Source organism: Paludibacterium yongneupense DSM 18731 (genome assembly GCF_000422925.1).
Classification (GTDB): Bacteria; Pseudomonadota; Gammaproteobacteria; order Burkholderiales; family Chromobacteriaceae; genus Paludibacterium; species Paludibacterium yongneupense.
In genome coordinates this window covers 150,969-172,408 of sequence record NZ_AUGZ01000004.1, presented here as the reverse complement: position 1 = coordinate 172,408, position 21,440 = coordinate 150,969, and the positions used below count along the sequence as shown (strand labels likewise).

The 21,440-nt window shown below is 62.7% G+C and carries 23 protein-coding genes; 1 reads left to right on the top strand and 22 read right to left on the bottom strand.

The window, feature by feature from the left end:
• Positions 1-34 precede the first annotated feature (34 nt).
• From G520_RS0100850 to uvrB, 20 genes are all read right to left on the bottom strand, one after another.
• Positions 35-865, bottom strand: coding sequence for a hypothetical protein (locus G520_RS0100850; protein WP_028534021.1), 831 nt, complete (start codon positions 863-865; stop codon positions 35-37).
• Positions 866-1,036: 171 nt separating this feature from the next.
• The gene (locus tag G520_RS0100845) at positions 1,037-1,762 is read right to left on the bottom strand and encodes a YebC/PmpR family DNA-binding transcriptional regulator (protein ID WP_028534020.1); all 726 of its coding nucleotides are present in this window, start codon (positions 1,760-1,762) and stop codon (positions 1,037-1,039) included.
• 128 nt (positions 1,763-1,890) lie between these two features.
• Entirely contained in the window at positions 1,891-2,670 is a 780-nt protein-coding gene (gene fliR, locus G520_RS0100840) for a flagellar biosynthetic protein FliR (RefSeq protein WP_028534019.1), read from the bottom strand.
• Entirely contained in the window at positions 2,670-2,939 is a 270-nt protein-coding gene (gene fliQ / locus G520_RS0100835) for a flagellar biosynthesis protein FliQ (protein ID WP_028534018.1), read from the bottom strand. Before fliQ ends, fliR begins: the two co-directional genes overlap by 1 nt.
• Positions 2,940-2,961: 22 nt before the next feature.
• Positions 2,962-3,705, bottom strand: a complete 744-nt coding sequence (gene fliP / locus G520_RS0100830; RefSeq protein WP_028534017.1) for a flagellar type III secretion system pore protein FliP — start codon at positions 3,703-3,705, stop codon at positions 2,962-2,964.
• Positions 3,702-4,136 carry a flagellar biosynthetic protein FliO gene (gene fliO / locus G520_RS0100825; protein WP_028534016.1) on the bottom strand — a complete coding sequence of 145 codons (435 nt, stop codon included), beginning with the start codon at positions 4,134-4,136 and terminating at the stop codon, positions 3,702-3,704. Before fliO ends, fliP begins: the two co-directional genes overlap by 4 nt.
• A complete protein-coding gene (fliN, locus tag G520_RS0100820; RefSeq protein ID WP_028534015.1) occupies positions 4,133-4,579 on the bottom strand; it encodes a flagellar motor switch protein FliN in 447 nt (148 codons plus the stop codon). The genes fliO and fliN overlap by 4 nt, the downstream gene beginning before the upstream one ends.
• Positions 4,572-5,585, bottom strand: a complete 1,014-nt coding sequence (gene fliM, locus G520_RS0100815) for a flagellar motor switch protein FliM (protein ID WP_028534014.1) — start codon at positions 5,583-5,585, stop codon at positions 4,572-4,574. Before fliM ends, fliN begins: the two co-directional genes overlap by 8 nt.
• A gap of 4 nt (positions 5,586-5,589) precedes the next feature.
• Positions 5,590-6,099 (bottom strand): flagellar basal body-associated FliL family protein, encoded by a 510-nt coding sequence (locus tag G520_RS0100810; RefSeq protein WP_028534013.1) that lies wholly within the window; start codon positions 6,097-6,099, stop codon positions 5,590-5,592.
• Positions 6,100-6,308: 209 nt separating this feature from the next.
• Positions 6,309-7,418, bottom strand: a complete 1,110-nt coding sequence (locus G520_RS23760; RefSeq protein WP_051228768.1) for a flagellar hook-length control protein FliK — start codon at positions 7,416-7,418, stop codon at positions 6,309-6,311.
• A 55-nt stretch (positions 7,419-7,473) separates the two neighbouring features.
• Entirely contained in the window at positions 7,474-7,929 is a 456-nt protein-coding gene (gene fliJ, locus G520_RS0100800; protein WP_028534012.1) for a flagellar export protein FliJ, read from the bottom strand.
• Positions 7,930-7,945: 16 nt separating this feature from the next.
• A complete protein-coding gene (fliI, locus tag G520_RS0100795; protein ID WP_028534011.1) occupies positions 7,946-9,343 on the bottom strand; it encodes a flagellar protein export ATPase FliI in 1,398 nt (465 codons plus the stop codon).
• On the bottom strand, positions 9,330-10,094 hold the full coding sequence (locus tag G520_RS0100790; protein WP_028534010.1) for a FliH/SctL family protein: 765 nt from the start codon (positions 10,092-10,094) through the stop codon (positions 9,330-9,332). The genes fliI and G520_RS0100790 overlap by 14 nt, the downstream gene beginning before the upstream one ends.
• Positions 10,084-11,082 (bottom strand): flagellar motor switch protein FliG, encoded by a 999-nt coding sequence (gene fliG, locus G520_RS0100785; protein WP_028534009.1) that lies wholly within the window; start codon positions 11,080-11,082, stop codon positions 10,084-10,086. Before fliG ends, G520_RS0100790 begins: the two co-directional genes overlap by 11 nt.
• Entirely contained in the window at positions 11,075-12,826 is a 1,752-nt protein-coding gene (fliF, locus tag G520_RS0100780) for a flagellar basal-body MS-ring/collar protein FliF (RefSeq protein WP_028534008.1), read from the bottom strand. The genes fliG and fliF overlap by 8 nt, the downstream gene beginning before the upstream one ends.
• Before the next feature lie 54 nt (positions 12,827-12,880).
• Positions 12,881-13,225: a flagellar hook-basal body complex protein FliE gene (gene fliE / locus G520_RS0100775; protein WP_036664924.1), complete on the bottom strand. Its 345-nt coding sequence runs from the start codon at positions 13,223-13,225 to the stop codon at positions 12,881-12,883.
• A gap of 20 nt (positions 13,226-13,245) precedes the next feature.
• Complete coding sequence (locus G520_RS0100770) at positions 13,246-14,586, bottom strand: sigma-54-dependent transcriptional regulator (protein ID WP_028534006.1); 1,341 nt, start codon at positions 14,584-14,586, stop codon at positions 13,246-13,248.
• Positions 14,587-14,601: 15 nt separating this feature from the next.
• On the bottom strand, positions 14,602-15,288 hold the full coding sequence (locus G520_RS0100765) for a chemotaxis protein CheB (protein WP_028534005.1): 687 nt from the start codon (positions 15,286-15,288) through the stop codon (positions 14,602-14,604).
• Between the two features lie 100 nt (positions 15,289-15,388).
• Positions 15,389-15,871 (bottom strand): low molecular weight protein-tyrosine-phosphatase, encoded by a 483-nt coding sequence (locus G520_RS0100760; protein ID WP_028534004.1) that lies wholly within the window; start codon positions 15,869-15,871, stop codon positions 15,389-15,391.
• A gap of 13 nt (positions 15,872-15,884) precedes the next feature.
• The gene (uvrB, locus tag G520_RS0100755; RefSeq protein WP_028534003.1) at positions 15,885-17,897 is read right to left on the bottom strand and encodes an excinuclease ABC subunit UvrB; all 2,013 of its coding nucleotides are present in this window, start codon (positions 17,895-17,897) and stop codon (positions 15,885-15,887) included.
• 285 nt (positions 17,898-18,182) lie between these two features.
• On the opposite strand from uvrB, the gene G520_RS0100750 reads away from it, so the two are divergent.
• Positions 18,183-19,061, top strand: coding sequence for a serine hydrolase (locus G520_RS0100750; RefSeq protein ID WP_028534002.1), 879 nt, complete (start codon positions 18,183-18,185; stop codon positions 19,059-19,061).
• A 193-nt stretch (positions 19,062-19,254) separates the two neighbouring features.
• Here the strand turns inward: G520_RS0100750 and G520_RS0100745 are convergent, their stop codons facing one another.
• Together G520_RS0100745 and G520_RS0100740 are read right to left on the bottom strand one after the other, a co-directional pair.
• Positions 19,255-20,451, bottom strand: a complete 1,197-nt coding sequence (locus G520_RS0100745) for a flagella assembly protein FlgT middle domain-containing protein (RefSeq protein WP_028534001.1) — start codon at positions 20,449-20,451, stop codon at positions 19,255-19,257.
• Positions 20,452-20,531: 80 nt separating this feature from the next.
• Complete coding sequence (locus tag G520_RS0100740) at positions 20,532-21,407, bottom strand: EamA family transporter (RefSeq protein ID WP_028534000.1); 876 nt, start codon at positions 21,405-21,407, stop codon at positions 20,532-20,534.
• Between the last annotated feature and the right edge of the window lie 33 nt (positions 21,408-21,440).

Here is a 21,440-nt window from a genome sequence, read left to right as displayed (position 1 = left end):
TTCTACACCGGCAAGCCTGTCACCGGCGTACGGCTCAGACCGTCGGGACCGCCACGCGACGCAGCTCGCCCGGATAGACAATGCGCTCGCGCCGCAAATGGTACATTTCCAGCTCGGGCTGGATAAAAAAGGCGATTTCCCAGGGATTCTTGTCGATGAAAGCCTGCTGCACCTGCAGAAACAGCGGCGAAGTGCGCGGGATGTGCGCGGCTTCGGCTTCGATGATGGTGTAATTCCACTGGATAGAGCGCTCGAAGGTGAAGGTCGCGCGCTCGTCGATGACGAAGAAGCAATGGCCGTCGCGTTTGAGCAACTGCGATTTGAACGCACCGGGCATCGTGATCAGGAAAATATCGTCATCCTGGCTGGACAGGAAGGCCAGCACCGTCGTGTGCGGCTGCTCCGGCGCCAGCGTCACCAGCACGCCGATCTTGTTGGGATGGTCCTTGTGCTCGACGGCCGGCAGCGCCTCGAGCGTCGATAGCGGCAGCGGACGCGGCGGGCGCGTGTCGGCAGGAAAGGCATAGCCGGGGGCGCGCAGATCGAGAATGCAGCGCGTGCCGTGCATCACCTGGCACTCGCGCGGCACCAGCGTCACCCAGTCCTCGTCGGCCTGCACGACCTCGCCCTTGTACGACATGCGATACACCTTGAGATCGGCGTCCAGTTCATCGACCCCGGTCCGGTTATCGAGATGTATCGTCGCCAGATCGCCGGCTTTCAGCGCATGACCGCGCGGAATGAACAAACGCAGGGTGTTGTCCCACTGAGCATAGACCCCGCAGATATGCAGCACGGCATCCTGGCCCCGATACGCGGCCAGCACTCCGAGCGCCTGTTCTCCGATATAACTTCTGATATACATGTATTGCTCCCGCACCAAGGCAAATCGGGTCACCCGATCCACCGGATAGATGCAACAAGAATACAGACATCATAATTCAAAGAAAAGCGCGTTGCAGGTAGGGGAATCGCGGCGCAGGAAAGCGCCGCGCGAGCCGCGGCCCCGCCCTCCGGCGGGCCCGGGCGGGGAGGCTTACTCTTCGATAACCGCCGAAGTGTAGACCTCTTGCACATCGTCCAGGTCTTCCAGCGCATCGAGCAGCTTCTGCATGCGTTGCGCATCTTCGCCGGTCAGCACCGTCTCGTTCTGCGGACGCATGGTGACATCGCCCATCTCGGACTTGAAGCCGGCGCTTTCCAGCGCGGCTTTCACATTGCTGAACTCGTAGGGGGCGGTAATCACTTCCATCGAGCCATCGTCGTTGGTGACCACGTCATCGGCGCCGGCTTCCAGCGCCGCCTCCATCAAGGCATCTTCGTTCACCCCCGGCGCAAACACCAGGTAGCCGCAGTGGGTGAACTGGAAGGCGACGCAGCCGTCGGTGCCCATATTGCCGCCGTATTTGGAGAACGCATGTCGCACATCGGCCACGGTACGCGTCTTGTTGTCGGTCAGGCAGTCGACGATCACCGCCGCGCCGGCGATGCCGTAGCCTTCATAGCGGATTTCCAGGTAATCGACGCCCTCAAGGCTGCCGCTGCCCCGATCGGATGCGCGCTGGATATTATCCTTGGGCATATTGGCGTCGAGCGCCTTGTCGATGGCCAGACGCAGACGCGGATTGATGTCGGGGTCGCCGCCGCCGATGCGCGCGGCTACGGTGATTTCCTTGATCAGACGGGTGAAGATCTTGCCGCGCTTCGCGTCCGTCCGTTCCTTTTTGTGCTTGATGTTAGCCCATTTACTATGACCAGCCATAATCGCCTCGGTGCGTGGTGGGGCCGGCCTGCGGCCCGATGATCCGGAAAACAGCGCATTTTATCAGAAAGCCATGCGGGCAACAGCATGCGGATATCCGGATGAGCTTCCCGGGGCGAATCCCGGCCCTAGCTCACGGTCTTCAGCATGCCGAGCATGAAGCTGAAACCCAGCTGGTAGAGCTGCTCGATCTGCGGCGCCATCAAGGGCAGCGCGAGGTAGAGCGCGACGAAACCGATCGACAGGGTCAGCGGAAAACCGAAGGAGAACACATTGAACTGCGGCGCGGCGCGAGTCATCACACCGATGGCCAGGTTGGTCACCAGCAAAGCAGCCATGACCGGCAAGGACAACCACAAGCCCCACCCTATCACCTGCCCCCCCCACTCGGCCATGTGGCGCCAGGTCACCCACGGCACCGACTTGCCTATGGGCAGGACAGTGAAACTGTCCACCAGGGTGGCGATCACGATGCGCGGCCCGTCGAAGGACAAAAACAGCATGGTCATGAAGACCCCGAGCAGCGTGGACAGGACCGGCTCCGTGGTCGAGCTTTGCGGGTCGAAGAACATGGCAAAACTCAGGCCCATTTCGCTGCTGATCAGCGTACCGGCGACATCGGTTGCCGCCAGGATGAGACGCATGACGAAGCCCATCGCCAGGCCTATCAAGAGCTGTTCGAACAGCATGGCCAGCCCCGCGGGCGACACCAGAGGGGTCGCAGGCAGCGGCGGCAGCAGCGGAGCGAGCACCAGCGTCAGCACCAGGGCAAAGCCGGCCCGGTAGCGACGGGGGATGGAGCGCGAGGAAAAAAACGGCTCGGCACTCAGCAGACCGGTGATACGCGCAAACGGCCACACAAAATAGCCGACGATCGCGTTGATCTGTACATCGCTGATCGGAATCATCAGCCGATCACGTTCGGTATGCTCTGGAACAAGCGCGTGGTGTAATCGATCAGCGTGTTGAGCATCCACGGGCCGGCCAGCACCAGCGTCAGAAACAGGGCCAGCAATTTCGGAATGAAGGTCAGCGTCATTTCATTGATCTGGGTCGCCGCCTGCAACACGCTGACCAGCAGACCGACCAGCAGCGACACCAGCAGCACCGGCGCCGCGACCATCAGCAGCACCGACATGGCGTTCTGTACGATATTGATTACGAGTTCGGGACTCATCGCCAACTCCTCATTACCTGACTCAACCCGTGAAAAAGCTCTGTACCAGCGACCCCATCAGCAAGGTCCAGCCATCGACCAGGACGAATAGCATCAACTTGAACGGCAACGATATCATCACCGGCGACACCATCATCATCCCCATCGCCATCAGCACGCTGGCCACGACCAGATCGATGATCAAAAACGGGATGAAAACCATGAAACCGATCTGGAATGCCGTTTTCAGCTCGCTGATGATATAGGCCGGAATCAGCGTCTTCATCGAGACATCGGCCGGTGTCGCCGGCTTGGGCGAACGCGAAATTTCGATGAAGAAGGCCAGGTCCTTTTCCCGCGTCTGATGCATCATGAACTCGCGCAAGGGTTTGCCACCGACGTCGAGCGCCTGGTTGAAGGTGATTTTATCATCGGAATACGGCACCCATGCCTTGGTATAGATCTGATCCAGCGTCGGGCCCATGATGAAGACCGTGAGGAACAGGGCCAGGCCGACCAGAACCTGGTTGGGCGGCACCGACTGCGTACCGAGAGCCTGACGCAGCAGGGACAGGACGATAATGATGCGGGTGAAGGAGGTCATCATCAGCAACATGGCCGGAATGAAACTCAAGGCGGTCATGAACAGCATCATCTGCAGGCTGATCGAGTAATTCTGTCCGCCTCCCGGCCCCGGGGTGCTGTTCATCAGGGGCAGGCCGGCCGTTTCGGCCAGCAGGGGAAACAGGGCGAACCCTATCCCCAGAATCAGGAACAAACGTTTCATGAAACCGCTTTATCGGAAGACGGCCGCGCTTTGTCGATCGCCGCTTTGAGCCAGCGGGCGAACGGTTCGCCACCGCCGGCAGGCGCATCGACGTCGGCACTGGCGGGGCGCGGCATACGCGCCAGTCGGTTAATTGCTTGCGCAGTCACGCCAAGAACCAACCACTCGCCCTCGATCTCGACCACAACCACGCGCTCGCGCTGCCCTACCATCACCGCGCTCACCACCTTGAGCCGGCTGCCGCCGCCAAGGGCGCCGGCAGAGACTTTGCGGAACATCCAGGCGCAGGCCGCGATGGCAGCCAGCACCACGGCCAGGCCGAGCACGACTTGCATGATGCCGGCCAGCGGGGATGGAGAGGCGATGGCCGGCACGGCCGCGGCCCAGGCAGGCACCGGCGCCAACAGCGCCGTCAGCAGGGGCAATCTCATTTCTGCAGGCGCCGGATACGTTCGGCCGGCGTGATGATGTCGGTCAGACGGATACCGAATTTATCGTTGACCACGACGACTTCGCCCTGGGCGATCAGACAGCCGTTCACCAGGACGTCCATCGGTTCACCGGCCAGTCCGTCGAGCTCGACCACCGAGCCCTGCGCGAGTTGCAGCAGATTGCGAATCGCGATCTTGGTCCGGCCAAGCTCCACCGTGAGTGCGACCGGGATGTCCAGAATCATGTCGAGATTCGGCGGCATGTTCTGCGCAGGATCGCCGGCCCCGAGATCCTTGAACAGACCGGTGGCGGGGGCCGGAGCCGGAGCGGCTTCGGCGCTATCGGCCACGGTCTGCTCGGCCATCGCTGCGGCCCAGTCGTCCATCGAAATTTCTTCTTCCGGCGCCGCGTCGGCTGGCGACGCCATTTGTTCGTCAGTCATCTGTTTCTTCTCCTGCGGCCTTCGCATCGGCGAGTTCCTGCGCGCCGGCCAGAACCGTATCGACTTTCAAGGCATAACGTCCGTGCAGGGTACCATAATGGCACTGGAAAACCGGAATGCCGGACACATCCGCCACGATGGAGTCCTGTATCTCCAGCGTCACCACATCGCCCTGCTTGAGATTGAGGATCTGCCCGAGCGTGACCCTGGCCTCGCCCAGCGTCGCCACCAGTTCGACTTCGGCCGCCTGCACCTGCCGCGACATCAGACTGACCCAGCGATTATCGACTTCGGTCCGGTCGGCCTGCATGGTACTCGACAAGATATCGCGAATCGGCTCGACCATCGAGTAAGGCATGCAGATGTGAAAATCGCCGCCGCCCGCCCCCAATTCGATGTGGAAGGTCACCGCCACCACCACTTCGGTCGGCGTCGCGATATTGGCGAACTGGGTATTCATTTCCGAGCGCAGATAGACGAATTCGATCGGATAGACCGGTTCCCATGCCTTCTGGCACTCGGTGAACACCACGTCCAGCAGACGCTGGATGATGCGCTGTTCCGTCGGGGTGAAATCCCGCCCTTCGACACGCACATGATAACGACCGTCGCTGCCGAACAGATTATCGACGATGAGAAATACCAGATCCGGATCGAAAATCAGCAATCCCGTGCCGCGCATCGGCTTGATATGAACCAGATTCAGGTTGGTCGGCACCACCAGATTGCGAATGAATTCGCTGTACTTCTGCACCCGCACCGGTCCGACCGAAATTTCGGCGTTGCGGCGAATGAAGTTGAACAGCCCGATGCGCAGATTGCGGGCGAAACGCTCGTTGATGATCTCGAGCGTCGGCATCCGCCCACGCACGATGCGTTCCTGGCGACCGATATCGTAGGTGCGTATGCCCTCCGAATCGCCGCCGCTGGTGTCCTCGTCGTCCTCCCCGGTGACGCCCCGCAGCAGGGCATCGACCTCCTCCTGGGACAGGATATCGTCGCCCATGGCCTTACTGGTTCTGAATGATGAAAGAGGTGAACAGGACGTTCACGACCGGCGGGTTATCGTCGGGAGCGTCCATGGACTGATTGATGATCTGCTTGACTTGCGTCTTGAGCTTGATCTTGCCCTCGGCCGTGGCCAATTCATCCGCGCTCTTCGACGACAATAGCAAAATCACCGCACTGCGGATTTTTGGCATGTAGTCGGTCAGTTTTTTCTTGGCTTCTTCGTCGGACACTTCGGCCTGCATGTCGACCTGCAGCAGACTGCCGGAAGCACCGGTCAGATTCACGACGAAGGTATCGAGCTTTTCGAAGGCGGGAGGCGCATCCTTCTTCTTGGTCTGCGTCGTCTCGGCTTGCGCCCCACCCGCCGCCGCCGGCTTATGCAGGAACAGGTATCCCACGCCTGCAACAGCCACCAGGACCAGCACCAGCAAGACAACGGCGATCAGCATCAGCTTGCTGCCGCCGCCAGCCGGTTTAGCCTCTTTTTCCACCTTTTTCTCTTCAGCCATGAGCACTCGGTTCCGTACGTATAGGTATTCTGGAATTTTAAGCGATTTCTTGCATGCATTTTCCAGATTTCGACACAGCCTGAACAGGGGCCAGGTGCGAATAATCCGGGCAAAGCGGCTCCAGAACGGGACTTTGTGCCATGCACAACCCCGAACTCGGGCCCAGGGCTGTGATTATGACAGGATTCGGCCGAGTGCACGGCCTCTGATTACGCGTAGGTGGAAAGCATGCGCGCGCTTAGAAGTGTCGTGGTCAGGGTTTCCACGTCCTCCACCGCGACGGTGTCGCCGCGGCGCGAGGGTTTGGCTTGCGGATTTGCCGCCTGGCGCTGCCCCTGCGACTGGCTCGACACCTGGGCATCGGACAGCTGGATTCCGCTCGCCGCCATCATTTCAGTCAGCCGCGGCAAACTGTTCTGCAAAGCGTCGCGAGTGGCGGCAGAGTCGGCGCTGAACATGACCTGCGCGGTATTGGCATTGCCATCGAGTTTGAGCGAGACCGTGATCGGCCCGAGCTCGGGGGGGGACACCTGGATCTGCGCGTGATCGGCCTTGAGACTGACCATGGCGAGAACCTGGCTGCCGACCTGGCGCGACCAGGTCTGATCGCCGACCGGCGTATTGATGGTGAACGTTGTTGCCGGCAAGGCGCTGGCCTCGTTCTGTGCCTGGGGGGTGTGAACCCCGACCGACTGACTGGCGGACAACTGCTGCTGTTGAACGTCCTGGAACGGCAATAATTGCGCCCCACCGTCCTTGGACGGCAAATTTTGCAGGGTCCCTGCATGTGGTCCATCCTTGTCGGACCCCGTTTTTCCCGCGCCGAGCAGGGTCGCCGCCGCCAGCGCGTCCGTGCCATCGGCACGGCGGCTACCGCCTGCGGCAGCAATGGCATTCGGGTCGACGGAAGGGTCGGCGAAGGCCGGCACCGGGGGCGGCGCCTGCATGGCCGATGTCATCGCGCTCTGCGCCATGATCTGTGCCGCCAGGTCGGGAATCAGGGTCGGATCGACCGCCTTGGCCGGAGCGTCCGAAGCACTGTCGTTCTTGGCGCTCAGGCTGTCCGGGGCCGCAGCGGGCTTCGCGCTGGCAGTGCCCGCGGCGGGCGCCCCCCCTTGCCCGAGCAGGCTGATTTCAGCGCCGAGCAAACTGGCAAACAAGTCCTGCATCGCCGCATCGCTGCCCGGTTCGCCGGGCGCCTGCGTTGCAGCCGCGCTCATGTCCGTGCCGATGGAAGCGGCAGAGAAAGACGCGGTCGGTGCGGCCTGTGCAGATGCGGTCTGTGCGGGTGCGGCAGTGGGGATCAAGCTGATGGTCATGGTCACGACTCTCCATGTGGTTAGCCGTGATACAGCAATAAGCGTGCCGGAACGTTCAGTCTTCGTCCCGTACTTGCTGGCTGTCCCAGAAGCGGCGGGTGGCAAACTCGTCGGTGGCCTTCTGTGACCGGCGCGCCTCGGCCAGGGCGAGACGCGCCGCTTCGCGTTCATCCAGCTTTTCGAATGCCTTGAGCCGCTTGCGCTCATCCTGCCATGCCTGACGCTCAAGCAGAAAACGCTGCACGGCATGATCGGTTTCGCCGCGCTGAACCTGCACCGCCTCCTGCAGACGAGCGAGAAAGCGCTGAAAATCCTGCCACTGCGAAATGCTCATGCCACGCATCCCCCCATCGCGCAAGCGTTGCTGGTACTCGGACAAAAAGGCATCGAGCTGCGACATCTTGCCTTGCGCCTGTACCGCCAGCGCCTGGGCGCGTCGCATGCGCTCGCCGGCCGCCTCGACCTTTTCGCCGGCGAGTCGCAGCAGCAGGGTGAATTTACCGTCGGCCATGGATGCTTGCTGCCGTTTACATCAGCACGCCGCCAAGCTGGGCCAGCGAGGACGGATAGTCGTGCGATTCGTGCATGGGCTGGGTCAGAAAGCCGATCATCTGCAACTGGCGCCGGATGGCTTCGTCCAGCTGCGGGTCGGAACCGGCGACATAGGCACCGACACTGATCAGATCGCGGTTTCGCTGGTAGCGCGAATAAAGCTGCTTGAAACGACGTGCGAGATCGGTATGCGCGGGCGGCACCACATCAACCATGACGCGGCTGATCGACTGTTCGATATCGATTGCCGGGTAGTGTCCCGATTCGGCCAGTTCGCGCGACAGGACAAAGTGTCCGTCAAGAATCGCGCGCGCCGAGTCGGCGATCGGATCCTGCTGGTCGTCGCCCTCGGACAACACGGTGTAAAAAGCGGTGATCGAGCCGCCGCCTTCGGGCCCGTTGCCGGCACGCTCGATCAACTGCGGCAAGCGGGCGAAAACGGAGGGCGGGTAGCCCTTGGTCACCGGCGGCTCGCCGATGGCCAGCGCGATTTCGCGCTGCGCCATCGCGTAGCGCGTGACCGAGTCCATCAGCAACAGCACATCCTTGCCTTCGGCGCGGAAGTACTCGGCCAGCGCGGTGGCATAGGCCGCCCCGTGCAGCCGCATCAAAGGCGGCATATCGGCCGGAGCGGCCACCACGACCGAACGGCGGCGCCCCTCTTCACCCAGAATCTGTTCGATGAAGTCTTTCACCTCGCGACCGCGTTCGCCGATCAGGCCCACGACCACCACGTCGGCGCGGGTAAAACGGGCCATCATCCCCAGCAAAACGCTCTTGCCAACGCCCGAGCCCGCGAACAGCCCGAGCCGCTGACCGCGCCCGACCGTCATCAGGCCGTTGATCGCGCGCACGCCGACATCCAGAACGTCACGCACGGGAGAGCGCCCGAGCGGATTGAGCGGCTGGCTGTGCAAAGGAAAATAGGCATCGGGATGAATGGGGCCGAGATCGTCGAGCGGACGGCCGAGCGAATCGAGCACCCGCCCGAGCAAACCGAAACCGACCGGCACCTGCCGCCCGCCGGATTGCAGCGGTTCCATCTGAGTAGACGAATGGCCAAAGCGAGGAGGATGGCTGTTGTCGTAGGGACGCACCGTCGTTCCCGGCAGCAGGCCCTGAACATTTGACAAGGGCATCAGAAAAACCTTGTCGCCGGCAAAGCCGACCACCTCGGCCTCGACCACCCCCTGCCCCGGCAGATCCACCTGACAGGCGCTGCCGACCGGCAATTTGAGCCCGACCGCTTCCATGACCATGCCGGTTACGCGTGTCAGCCTGCCGCAGGGCTGCGATAGCGGCAGACATTTCACACGCTCGGCGCAGGCCCCCAGATAGCGGCTTTGGCGCGCAAGCCAGTCAGAGTTCGGCATCGCCGCCGTCCAATCCCAGTGCGCTGCGCAAGGCGGCGCTACGCGTCGCCAACGTCAGGTCCAGTGCCAGGTTCGGGCTGTCCAGCAGGCAACCGCCGCGGGCGATGCTTTCGTCCGCCACCCACTGCCACTGCGTCTGCGGACGCTCCTGTTCGAGGAAAACCTGCGCAACTTCCAGATCGGCCGGATTGACACGCAGCCTGCCGCGCGCCAGTGTCGAAGGAACCGATGCCAGGGCTTCGCGCAACAGGGCTTCGATGGCGTGGGGATTGTATTCGATGTGTGCCGCGACCATGCGTTCGGCCAGTTCCAGCGCGAGTGCCAGCAGATCGCCCGACAGCCTCGCCTCGAAAGCGTCGAGGCCGGCGGCGAAGTTTTGCGCGAGCTGGGCCAGGGGTTGCCAGGCAACCGAGAATTGCTCCAGCGCTTCGGCTCGGCCCTGCTCGCGACCGGACAGCAGGCCGGCGGCATGCCCCTCGGCAAAACCCGCCTCGCTACCCGCGTCATGCCCGGTCTGCCAGGCGTCCTGATGGATGGCCTCGAGCTCGGCAGCCGTCGGATAGCCGAGCTGTTGCGGAGGAAGATCCGCCGCCTCGCCGGCGGCATCGTCGGAGCCGGACTGCCCGGCGGCGGCCGACAGCGCCGCCAGCTGCTCGGCACTGAGACCGGGGATGCCGGACTCGATTTCACCCGGCTGCCACACCCGCCAGCCGTCCTGCTCGCTGGCAGGGATGATGCCCTTATTCGACAAGGCCTTCGTCCCCGCCCTTGCTGCCTAGCACGATCTGACCATCGTCGGCGAGCTTGCGTACCACTTTGAGGATTTCCTTCTGTTCGGCTTCAACCTCGGACAATTTGACCGGTCCCTTGGACTCCAGATCGTCGCGCAGCATTTCAGCCGCACGCTGCGACATATTGCGGAAGATCTTGTCCTTAAGCTCGGCGCTGGTGCCCTTGAGCGCGATAACCAGCGAATCGGTCTGCACCTCGCGCAAAATCGTCTGGATGGAGCGATCGTCGATATCGAGCAGGTTCTCGAACACGAACATCTTGTCCTGGATGCGCTGCGCGAGTTCGGGGTCGTATTCGCGGATATAGTTGAGCGCGGACGCTTCGACATTGCCACCCATGAAGTTGAGAATCTCGGCCGTCATGCCGACGCCGCCCGCCGCGCTCTTCTTGATGCGGTCGGAGCCGGCCAGCAATTGCGTGAGCACATCATTGAGCTCGCGCAGAGCCTGCGGCTGCACCCCTTCCAGCGTTGCGGTCCGGATCAGCACTTCATTGCGCAGGCGCTCCGGGAAAAAGGCCAGAATGGAGCTCGACAGGTCGGGATCGAGGTGAACCAGGATGGTGGCGACGATCTGCGGGTGTTCGTTGCGGATCAGATCGGCCGCCGACGACGGATCCATCCACTTCAGGCTTTCGATGCCGCTGTGGTCGTTGCCCTGCATGATCTTGTCGAGCAGGTTCGCCGCCTTGTCCGGCCCCAGGGCTTCGATCAGCACGTTGCGAAGATATTCGTCCGAGGCGCCAAAGCTCGCGCGCGCCGCGCATTCCTCGCGGAACTGCTCGATGACTTTGTCGATTTCCTCGTGGCTGAGGTTGCTGATCGCCGCCATCGCCAGCGACAGCTTCTGCACCTCTTTCGGCCCGAGGTATTTGAATACTTCGACCGCCTCGGCCTGGCCGAGACTGAAAAGCAATACCGCGCTGCGACGGATTCCGGACTCACTCATCGGAGCTGATCCATTCTTTGATGATCTGGGCGGCCATGCGCGGATCGGTCTTCACTGCGTCGCGCGCCGCCTCGAGATTGTTGGCGTAATGTTTGCGTAGCGCCGTCTTGGCCGCCGTCTGCGGGCTTTCCGGCTCGCCGCCTTCGCCGCCCGGGCCCGTGCCACCTTTGCCGCCGTCGCCGGCAGCTCCCTCGCCTTCGTCCTCGTCGCCCGCCACCGCCAGCAGCCGTCCGCCCTCCGGTCCGACCAGGGGTACCGGTTTGGGTTTCATCACCTCGCGCATCACCGGCCGTACCACGCCGAACAGCAGATAAAGCACGGCGATGCCGAGCAGGGCATATTTGATGATTTGCGTCAGATTGGCCGTGACATAATCGGCCACTTTTTCCTGCATCGTCGCGTGCGGCGCCGAATCGGCGAAGGCCGCGTTGACCACGTTGACCGTGTCGCCGCGCGGTGCGTTGTACCCCATCGCCTCCTTGACCAGGTTATTGATCTGCTGGACTTCTTGCGCCGTCAGCGGAGTCGGCTTCAACTGACCGGTACGGTCGGGCATATTGCGGTAATTGACCACCACGGCCGCCGACAGGCGCTTGAGCGCCCCCTTGGGCAAGGTCGTGTGCTGTATGGTCTTGTCGACTTCGTAATTGGTCGTGATATCGCGTTCGAGGGCGCCGTTCTGGCCCATCGCCTGACCGGACAGGGTCTGCGTTCCGGGCGCCGCGCCGGGCGGCAGCGTGATCGGTGCGGAAGCGGCGCCGGGAGGCTGATTGGACAGCGCGCCGGGCACTCCGCTCGGCTGGGTCGAACCGTTGCCGAGTTTTTCCACGATCTGCTGGCTGCGGGTGGCGGAAGGATTGGGGCTGGAATTGGGACGGAACGTTTCCGATGTCTGTTCGACTTCGGAAAAATCCATGGTCGCCGTCACCTGGGCACGGGCATTGCCCTTGCCGAACACCGGTTCCAGAATTGCCTCGATCCGCTTGACGTAACTATCTTCCACCTGGTGCACATAGCCGAGCTGGTGCTGATCGAGACCGGCCGAATTCGTGGTATCGGGCTGCTGCGACAGCAGATTGCCGTCCTGGTCGACAATGGTCACGTTCTTGGCCTGCAGGCCGGGAACCGAGCTCGACACCAGATGCACGATGCCGGCGACCTGACCCGAATCCAGCACTCTCCCCGCGTAGAGACTCAACATCACGGAGGCTGTCGACGGGTCCTGCTCGCGCACGAATACGCTTTGCTTCGGGATCGCGATATGCACGCGCGCCGACTCGACCGCCGCCACAGACTCGATGGTCTTGGCCAGCTCGCCTTCGATCGCACGCTGGTAATTGACCTGCTCGGCGAACTGGCTGATACCGAATTTCTGGTTATCCATCAGCTCGAAGCCGACGCCACCGGCCTTGGGCAGGCCTTGCGCCGCCAGCTTCAGGCGCGCGTCGTACACATTTTCGGCCGGAACCGAAATCACGCCGCCGGCGCCGAGCTGATAGGGAATATTCATTTGCTGCAGCGACGCGACCACCTGCCCGCCATCGCGGTCGGCCAGATTGGAAAACAGCACGCGGTAGGACGGCGTGCGATTGAGCACGGCGGCGCCGACGATGACGGCGAACAGGGCGGCAAGCGCCCCGAGGAAGACGACCTTCTTGTTGGCGGGCAGGGCCTTGAAACGATCCGTCGCTTCATTCAGCCGGTTGCGCCAGGCGGGCGTCGCATTTTCTACCAGATCAGCCATACAGTGGTTTTAGCTTTCGGTTCTAACCGCTGTCGGCTTTAGCGACAAGACAGGCTAGACCTGGGTGTTCATGATTTCCTGATAGGCAGAAACCAGCTTGTTCCGCGCCTGCTGCATGGTCTGGAATGACAAACTGGCTTTCTGCAACGATACCATAACATCCTGCAGGTTGACCCCATTCTGTCCCAGTTCGAACTGCTGCTGCATTTCCTGCGAAGTCTGCTGCGCCGAGTTGACCTGCTCGAGGGTCGACTTGAGCACGGAACCGAAATCGACTTCGCCGGCCGCATCGGCACTCTGGGCGGGTGCAGCCTTGCCCGCGGCGAGAGCCGAAGCCGAGCGCAACTCGCCCAACAGCTGGTCAATGCCTTGCGTCTGGTTAATGCCTTGCGTAGCCATGGTTACTCCATCGTGCCGGCTCAGGCATCGGCGTCTTCGTCACGGTAGCGCTGCAATTTATAGCGCAAAGTGCGTTCGCTGATGCCGAGTTTTTCGGCCGCCAGTTTCTTGACGCCGCCAACCGTCGTCAAGGTTTCCAGAATATGTCGCTTTTCCAGCGTTTTCATATCCGCATCGGGCGGCTCGTCGCAACTCGCCGCCAGCGTTCGGGCAGGCAGTTCCGCGGCACCGAAAACGTCCGGCAACAGCAAATCGGCGGCAAGAATTTCCGCCCCGGCGGCAAGAATGACCGCCCGCTGCATGACATTTTCCAGTTCGCGGATGTTACCCTCCCAACTATAGGCCGTCAAATGACGCTCCGCGTCGGCTGACAGGGTCAGCGCGCTTCGTCCGGCGGCCTCAGCGTACCTTTTAAGCACACGTCGTGCCAAGGGCAGGATATCCTCGCGCCGGGCCGCCAGGGCCGGTATTGCGAGCGGGAAGACATTGAGCCGGAAATACAGATCCTCGCGGAAACGGCCGGCGTCGACTTCGGCCTGGATATCGCGATTGGACGTCGCCAGCACCCGGATGTCGAGCCGGATCGTCCGCGCCCCCCCGACCCGCTCCAGCTCGCGCTCCTGCAGCACCCGCAACAATTTGGCCTGCAGGGCCAGCGGCATTTCGGTAATTTCGTCGAGCAGCAGGCTGCCGCCCTGCGCTTGCTCGAACTTGCCGGCCATGGCCTGGCTGGCGCCGGTAAAAGCCCCCTTCTCGTGCCCGAACAGCGTCGACTCGAGCAGGCTATCCGGAATCGCCGCGCAGTTGACGGCGACAAAGGGCCCTGCGGCACGGCGCGAGTAGCGATGAATATAGCGCGCCAGCACTTCTTTGCCCGCGCCGCTCGGACCGGAAATCAGCACCGTGGCATCGCTCTGGGCGACCCGGCCGGCCAGCGCAAACAACTGCCGCATCGCCGGCGACTCCGCCACGACCTCGTCGCCATCCGGCTCGGGCAGGCCGAGCAGATGCTTCTCGACCTCGGCGATCAGGCTCGGCGGTTCGAACGGTTTGAGCAGGTAATGCGTGGCCCCGGCGCGCAGCAGGTCGATCGCGCGCTCGATCACGCCATGCGCCGTCATCAGGATGAAGGGAACGCCCGGATACTGGCGCTTGACCTCGGCGAACAGCGCATAGCCATCCATAGGCTCCATCTGCGCATCGGAGATGATCAAGCCGACCGGCGTCTTTTTCAGACGTTCCAGCGCCTCGCCGCCATCGCCGGCGGAAATCGATTCATAACCGGCCAGGGCCAGCGTATCGACAATGGCCTCGCGCAAATCGGCGTCGTCTTCGACGACCAGTACAGGCAAAAACTTCATCGATATTCCGTGTTTCTAGACCGAGGCCTGGCGCTGAGACGCCAGGGCCACCAGTCGATTGGCGATCGATTGCAAAGGAAGTATCTCGTGCGCCGCCCCGAGGGCGATCGCCTCCTTGGGCATGCCGAACACGACACAGCTCGCCTCGTCCTGCGCGATATTATAGGCGCCGGCCTGCCGCATCTCTAACAAACCGTTTGCGCCGTCGCGCCCCATGCCGGTCAGCAATACGCCGATGGCATTGCGGCCGGCGACATTGGCGGCAGAACGGAACAAGACGTCGACCGAGGGGCGATGGCGATTGACCGCATCGCCACGGCTCAATTCGGTAACGAAACCGACGCCCTGCGCCGGGCGGATCATGAGATGGGAATGGCCGGGCGCGATGTACACCGTGCCATCCTGCAGCTTCTCGCCGTTTTCGGCCTCGTGCACAGCGAGCTTGCTCAGGGAATCGAGCCGCGTCGCGAACGAGCGCGTGAACATCTCGGGCATGTGCTGAGCGATGAGAATGGGCGGCATATGCAGGGGCAATGCGGACAGAACGTGGCGCAAGGCCTCGGTCCCGCCGGTCGACGAGCCGATCACGATGACGGTCTGGCGCGACAAGGGCTGACGCGATGGGCGCAAGGGCAGAATGACGTCGGCGCTCAGGCTTGGCGCAACCTCAATGGGTAAGTGCGTCTTACCTGACGAAGGCATAACAGTGTTTCCCCCAGCTGAACCGATGAACAGGCCGTTGCCTGTTGCGTTATTTTAACCTGAATACAACAAAACCGTAGCTTAAGCTAGCAGGGCGGTTTCACTCCCCCCCGAACAGGCGCACGATCCAGCCGTCGCAAGCCGCCTCTATCATGTCCAGCACCCGGTCGAAACCCGATGCGCCGCCGTAATAGGGATCGGGCACTTCCAGCCCCGGCGGCGGCAGGGTATCGAGAATCAGCGCCAGCTTGTGGCGATAGGCGGCCGGACAGCGGCGCTGCAAAAAAGCCAGATTGTTGCGGTCGGCGGCCAGCACAAGATCGAAACGCTCGAAATCGCTCGCCTCGACCTGGCGTGCACGCAGACGCGACATATCGTAACCGCGCGCCTGCGCTGCGCGGCAGGCGCGCGGATCGGGGGCTTCACCCACATGGTAGTCGTGAGTGCCGGCAGAATCGACCCGGGCCCTGGCGGACAAGCCGGCCTCTTCCAGACGGGCGCGCATCACCGCTTCGGCCGTCGGCGAACGACAGATATTGCCGTGGCAGACAAACAGGATTTCGAGCTTGGCCTTTCCGTTCATGCCTCTCCGTCTTTCACAATTCGTTGATCCAGGCTTTTTCCTTGAATGCCTTCAACTCGTCGCGCAGTTGCGCAGCGCGCTCGAATTCAAGGTTGCGCGCCGCTTCCTGCATTTCTTTTTCGAGCCGCTTGATTTCGCGCGCCAGCGATTTTTCGTCCATCATCGCCACGCGCGCTTCGTCGACCAGCTTCTTGCGTTCCGACTCGACGTCGTACACGCCGTCGATCAGATCTTTGATCTTTTTATTAATCCCGACCGGAACAATACCGTGTTGTTCGTTGAACGCCAACTGCTTGGTCCGGCGACGCCCGGTCTCATCCATCGCGCGCTGCATGGAGGGCGTGATCCGATCGGCGTACAGGATGGCGCGGCCGTGCAGATTGCGCGCCGCACGGCCTATGGTCTGGATCAAGGAGCGGTCCGAGCGCAGAAAACCTTCCTTGTCGGCATCGAGGATGCCCACCAGCGAGACCTCGGGGATGTCCAGCCCTTCGCGCAGCAGATTGATGCCGACAAGCACATCGAACATGCCGAGGCGCAGATCCCGGATGATCTCCACCCGCTCTACCGTATCGATGTCCGAGTGCAGATAGCGCACTTTGACCCCGTGTTCGCTGTAGTAATCGGTCAACTGCTCGGCCATGCGCTTGGTCAGCGTCGTGACCAGCACGCGTTCGTTGCGTTCGCTGCGCAGGCGTATCTCGGACAACAAGTCGTCGACCTGGCTGCCGACCGGGCGCACTTCGATCTCGGGGTCGACCAGGCCGGTCGGGCGCACCACCTGCTCGACCACCTGCCCCGCATGCGCGGCTTCATAGTCGGATGGGGTGGCCGATACAAAGATGGTCTGCGGCATCAGACGCTCGAACTCCTCGAACATCAGCGGCCGGTTATCCACCGCCGATGGCAGCCTGAAGCCGTAGTCGACCAGATTGACCTTGCGCGCGCGGTCGCCGCGGTACATGCCGCCCACCTGCGGGATCGTCACATGCGACTCGTCGATGAACATCAGGGCGTTCTTCGGCAGGTAATCGATCAGGGTCGGCGGCGCGGCCCCCTCCGGGCGGCCCGAAAACAGGCGCGAATAATTTTCGATGCCTTTGCAGAAGCCCATTTCGTATAGCATTTCCAGATCGAAGCGGGTGCGCTGTTCGATGCGCTGCGCTTCGACCAGCTTGCCTTCGCGCTGATAAAACTCGACGCGGCTGGTCAGCTCGTTCTTGATGCGCTCGCAGGCGCGCAGCACCGTATCGCGCGGCGTCACATAATGGCTGCCGGGGAAAACCGTGAAGCGCCCGACGCGGTGACGCGCCGCGCCGGTCAACGGATCGAACATGGACAGGGACTCGATTTCATCGTCGAACATCGAGATGCGCACAGCCAGTTCGGCGCTTTCGGCCGGATAGATATCGATGACGTCGCCGCGTACGCGGAAGGTCGCGCGCGCGAAATCGACGTCGGCGCGGTCGTATTGCATCGCCACCAGGCGCGCGATGATATCGCGCTGCGGCATCTTCTCGCCTTCTTTCAGATGCAGGATCATCTGATGATATTCGGTCGGGTCGCCGATGCCGTAAATGGCCGAAACCGTGGCCACGATCACGCAATCGGGCCGTTCGAGAATGGACTTGGTTGCCGACAGCCGCATCTGCTCGATATGCTCGTTGATGCTGGAATCCTTCTCGATGAACAGATCCCGGCTCGGCACATAGGCTTCCGGCTGGTAGTAATCGTAATACGACACGAAATATTCGACCGCGTTCTCCGGAAAGAACTCGCGCATCTCGGAGTAAAGCTGGGCCGCCAGCGTCTTGTTATGCGCCATGATGATGGCCGGGCGCCCCGTGCGGGCGATGACATTGGCCATGGTGAAGGTTTTTCCGGAACCCGTTACGCCCAGCAACGTCTGAAACGACAGGCCGTCGTCCAGGCCTTCGACCAGGTGCTCGATCGCGGCGGGCTGGTCGCCGGCGGGCTGGAACGGCTGGTTCAGACGAAAGGGACTGCCCGGAAAGGTCATTAGCATGGATGCACTCTCGACAGCGGATAGGGACCCATCAGTTTACTCCAAGCGCCCCTCGGACTTAACCTTATTCGCCGCCGCGGCGTCCGGCGTCCGGCAGCGACCCGGGTTATTTGCTCGCGGCGAGCGGATTTGCGCCCGACGCAAGGGTAAAAATGCGTCAAAATCGCAAGAGAACGGCTGTTGTAGCATTTCTTAGGAAAAGAAAAGGTTCACCTCGGCCCAAGGTTGTTTAAAATACGACTTATCAGTTTAATTACCCACGTCAGTAACAGGAACAGGTTCGCAATGTTGAGGAAAATTTCTGGTTTGATGGTTGCCTTCGCACTCGCCTTGCCCGCATGGGCAGGTCCGTCCGTCGTCGCGGCCCACAACGTCAAAGTCGCCGCGCAGATGTCCGGCCATGCCGTTCCCCGTCTCTACTCGCACTCCGTGCTGATTCTCAACGGCGTCAACGGCGACCCGATCTACCAGAAAAACATCGACGAGAGAATGCCGATCGCCTCGATCAGCAAGCTGATGACAGCCATGGTGCTGCTGGACTCTGGCGTTGCGCTGGATGAGCCGGTCACCATCACCGATGCCGAGATCGACCGGTTGAAGAACTCGCACTCGCGCCTGGCAATAGGCACCACTCTGCCGCGCCGCGAATTGCTGCTGCTGGCCCTGATGTCGTCGGAAAACCGCGCCGCCGCCGCCCTTGCGCGCTCCATTCCCGGCGGCACCGCCGCTTTCGTGGAAAAAATGAACCGCAAAGCACGCGCGCTCGGCATGAACGACACCATTTTCCACGATCCGACCGGACTGGACATGCGCAATACGTCGACGGCACGCGATCTGGCGCGCATGGTCAAGGCCGCGGAAGGCTACCCGATGATCCGCACCTTCACCACCACGCAGCAGCATTCGGTGATGATCCGCGCCAACCGCGAATTGCAGTACAAGAACAGCAATGCCCTCGTTCGTCAGGGACAGTGGGACATCGCCGTGCAAAAGACCGGCTATATCCAGGAAGCAGGCCATTGCATGGTGATGCAAGCCACCGTCGGCTCGCAGCCGCTGATCTTCGTGCTGCTCGACTCGGGCGGCAACGCGACGCGCGTCAACGATGCGCGTGCGATAAAGACCTGGCTCGAGGGGCACCCTGGCAGCTGGCTGGCCAGCTGACAGGCCCGGCGCTGCACGCGAACCGCAGCGCCCTCCCCGTCTCCGGCCCAAGCATGCGCTTGGGCTTTTTTGTTTTTCGCCCGCACCGGATAAGGGCCGCCGCTCACTGGCGCCCATCCCGCGCGTGGCTCCTGCATGGCCCCGTCATCGCGGCGGCGGTTCAAATCGCCTCGGCCCGCAGTGATTCGCGCAGTCACGGCGCAGGGACAAACCGGGCATAGTCGCCAGCCTCGACCTGCACCGGGGACGCGACCAGGGTCGCCAGCGAGCGCCCTGGCTGCACCTCGGTCAGCTTCATTTCGCCGGCGACTTCCTCTTCCACCGCGCGCTTGAACCCGGTATTCAGCGTCCGCATCGGCAATGCGGCCTGGCGATAGGCGAGCAGGTGGTCACCGACCGCCAGGCCGTCGGCGCTCCCCGCATCCAGCGTCACCTGATTGCCATCGACCTTCACGATATGGGCGGCAAAGGCAACACAGCCGGCGACTTCGGCGATGCGGTGCTCGGCACGCAACAGGACGTCGTCAACCACCTGCCCGTAGTCCGTCTGCCAGAATTCGGCCGATGCAAACGGCGGAGCCGACGACGGCTCGACATCGCCGTGCGCGAGCCCGGCCAGCCTTTCATCGGCCACCACCGCACCGCTGAAGCCGTCGTAGATCCAGAGTTCGAGCTCAAACTGCCTCGCGTTCGGCGTGCGGCGCAGGACGCCTCCGATCAGGGAGGAAAAGGGCCCGTCATAGACCGTCCGCGCATCCGGGATGCCTTTCGACTCGAACACGGCGGCGCGCAAGCCGCGCGACGTGATCATGGTCGAGACGACGCGCCCGGCCACGACGAGCTGCGCGTCGGCGCGGCTCGCCAATTCGCGTGCGTTATCAATGCCGGCACCAGACTCCGGCAGCACCCCGCCGTCCAGCACCGACACTCCGCCCATGGCCATCGCACGCAAGGAGGGGTAGCGCTGCAAGCGCCGCGCCAGATCCTGCGGCACGACCGTCGCCAGATCGTTCAGATCCGAAGCGTCGACCGGGCGCTCGACCTGGAAATACGTCGTCAGTACGCGGCGGCGCATCGCGCGGGCGCTCGCCGCGCACGCGGGCGCCGCCGCCGCGCTCTGAACGCGCAGACGGACAAAATACACCCCGTAGCGCTCGCCCTCGTCCAGCACCTTGACCTTGCCCGCCGGCACGCGACCATCGCCTCCCTGGCTGAGCACCGCCATGCGCAGCGCATCCTGCATCGCACTTTCGCGCGCGGCGCGCGTCCCGGCACCGAGCGCGGCATGCCCTTCGACAATCAGGGTCGCGGCCGACAACGGGGCCGTCAGCAGCATCAGGCACAGTCCGAGCAGGCTCAGACAACGGGACAGTCGAATCATGGGAAACATGGGGACACCCTTCAACGTGATATGCCAAGGGTAGGAAGCGAAGTGGGGCGGCGTCAACTCCCGCACCGACGCCGGTATTCTCAGCCGCGCCGCAGGGAAGAGAGCGTATTGACCAGCAAGGCTGCCAGCAGGCAGACGCTGCCCGACGCCTGCAGGACAGTCAACTGCTCGCCCAGCAGTCCCCAGGCGGTCAACAGACCGATCACGGGGACCAATAGCGAAAAGGGTGCGACACGATTGGCCGGGAACCGCGACAGCAAGCGGCTCCACAGGCCATAACCGAGCAGCGAGGCGGCAAAGGCCAGGTAGAGCACGACCAGGAGCATGCCGACAGAAAAATGCCGCAAGGCCTCCAGATCAGCGTCATACCCCTCCAGCCACCAGGACAGCAGCAGGAAAGGCAAAGGTGGAATCAGGGACGACCAGACCACGAGTCCGACCGGCTCGATGCGATGGCCGGCCGCACCGATCAGGCGCACCACGATATTGGAAGCCCCCCAGCTCAGCGCAGCCAGCAGCGTCAGGACAAAACCAGCCACACTCATGGCCGAGCCGTGAGCGATGCCGATCAGGAAGAGCCCGGCGAGCGCGAGAACGAGCCCGAACAGCTGCTCGCGCCGCCAATGCTCGCGCGCCAGCCAGCGTCCGAGCACGAGCGTAAAGAACACCTGAGCCTGCAGCACCACCGAGGCGAGACCGGCCGGCATGCCGAATTTGATCGCACAAAACAGAAAGCCGAACTGTCCGACCGCCACGGTCAGCGCATAGGCGATCAGCCAGCGCCAGGGCAGGGCCGGCCGCGGGACGAACCAGACCGCGACCGCCGCCAGCGTGCCAAAGCGCAGCGCCCCCAGCAGCAACGGCGGCACCCCGTGCACGCCCCACTTGATGACGGCGAAATTGACGCCCCAGATCAGCACGATGGCCAGAGCCTGCGCCACGTCGCGTGCCGTCATCGGTACAGGCCGATTCACGAGGGTCGCGGCGAC

Excerpts from the sequence above, each read along its gene's own strand:
- G520_RS0100850 (WP_028534021.1), bottom strand. The coding sequence starts at position 865 with ATGTATATCAGAAGTTATATCGGAGAACAGGCGCTCGGAGTGCTGGCC.
- G520_RS0100845 (WP_028534020.1), bottom strand. The coding sequence starts at position 1,762 with ATGGCTGGTCATAGTAAATGGGCTAACATCAAGCACAAAAAGGAACGG.
- fliR (WP_028534019.1), bottom strand. The coding sequence starts at position 2,670 with ATGATTCCGATCAGCGATGTACAGATCAACGCGATCGTCGGCTATTTT.
- fliQ (WP_028534018.1), bottom strand. The coding sequence starts at position 2,939 with ATGAGTCCCGAACTCGTAATCAATATCGTACAGAACGCCATGTCGGTG.
- fliP (WP_028534017.1), bottom strand. The coding sequence starts at position 3,705 with ATGAAACGTTTGTTCCTGATTCTGGGGATAGGGTTCGCCCTGTTTCCC.
- fliO (WP_028534016.1), bottom strand. The coding sequence starts at position 4,136 with ATGAGATTGCCCCTGCTGACGGCGCTGTTGGCGCCGGTGCCTGCCTGG.
- fliN (WP_028534015.1), bottom strand. The coding sequence starts at position 4,579 with ATGACTGACGAACAAATGGCGTCGCCAGCCGACGCGGCGCCGGAAGAA.
- fliM (WP_028534014.1), bottom strand. The coding sequence starts at position 5,585 with ATGGGCGACGATATCCTGTCCCAGGAGGAGGTCGATGCCCTGCTGCGG.
- G520_RS0100810 (WP_028534013.1), bottom strand. The coding sequence starts at position 6,099 with ATGGCTGAAGAGAAAAAGGTGGAAAAAGAGGCTAAACCGGCTGGCGGC.
- G520_RS23760 (WP_051228768.1), bottom strand. The coding sequence starts at position 7,418 with ATGACCATCAGCTTGATCCCCACTGCCGCACCCGCACAGACCGCATCT.
- fliJ (WP_028534012.1), bottom strand. The coding sequence starts at position 7,929 with ATGGCCGACGGTAAATTCACCCTGCTGCTGCGACTCGCCGGCGAAAAG.
- fliI (WP_028534011.1), bottom strand. The coding sequence starts at position 9,343 with ATGCCGAACTCTGACTGGCTTGCGCGCCAAAGCCGCTATCTGGGGGCC.
- fliG (WP_028534009.1), bottom strand. The coding sequence starts at position 11,082 with ATGAGTGAGTCCGGAATCCGTCGCAGCGCGGTATTGCTTTTCAGTCTC.
- fliF (WP_028534008.1), bottom strand. The coding sequence starts at position 12,826 with ATGGCTGATCTGGTAGAAAATGCGACGCCCGCCTGGCGCAACCGGCTG.
- fliE (WP_036664924.1), bottom strand. The coding sequence starts at position 13,225 with ATGGCTACGCAAGGCATTAACCAGACGCAAGGCATTGACCAGCTGTTG.
- G520_RS0100770 (WP_028534006.1), bottom strand. The coding sequence starts at position 14,586 with ATGAAGTTTTTGCCTGTACTGGTCGTCGAAGACGACGCCGATTTGCGC.
- G520_RS0100765 (WP_028534005.1), bottom strand. The coding sequence starts at position 15,288 with ATGCCTTCGTCAGGTAAGACGCACTTACCCATTGAGGTTGCGCCAAGC.
- G520_RS0100760 (WP_028534004.1), bottom strand. The coding sequence starts at position 15,871 with ATGAACGGAAAGGCCAAGCTCGAAATCCTGTTTGTCTGCCACGGCAAT.
- uvrB (WP_028534003.1), bottom strand. The coding sequence starts at position 17,897 with ATGCTAATGACCTTTCCGGGCAGTCCCTTTCGTCTGAACCAGCCGTTC.
- G520_RS0100750 (WP_028534002.1), top strand. The coding sequence starts at position 18,183 with ATGTTGAGGAAAATTTCTGGTTTGATGGTTGCCTTCGCACTCGCCTTG.
- G520_RS0100745 (WP_028534001.1), bottom strand. The coding sequence starts at position 20,451 with ATGTTTCCCATGATTCGACTGTCCCGTTGTCTGAGCCTGCTCGGACTG.
- G520_RS0100740 (WP_028534000.1), bottom strand. The coding sequence starts at position 21,407 with ATGACGGCACGCGACGTGGCGCAGGCTCTGGCCATCGTGCTGATCTGG.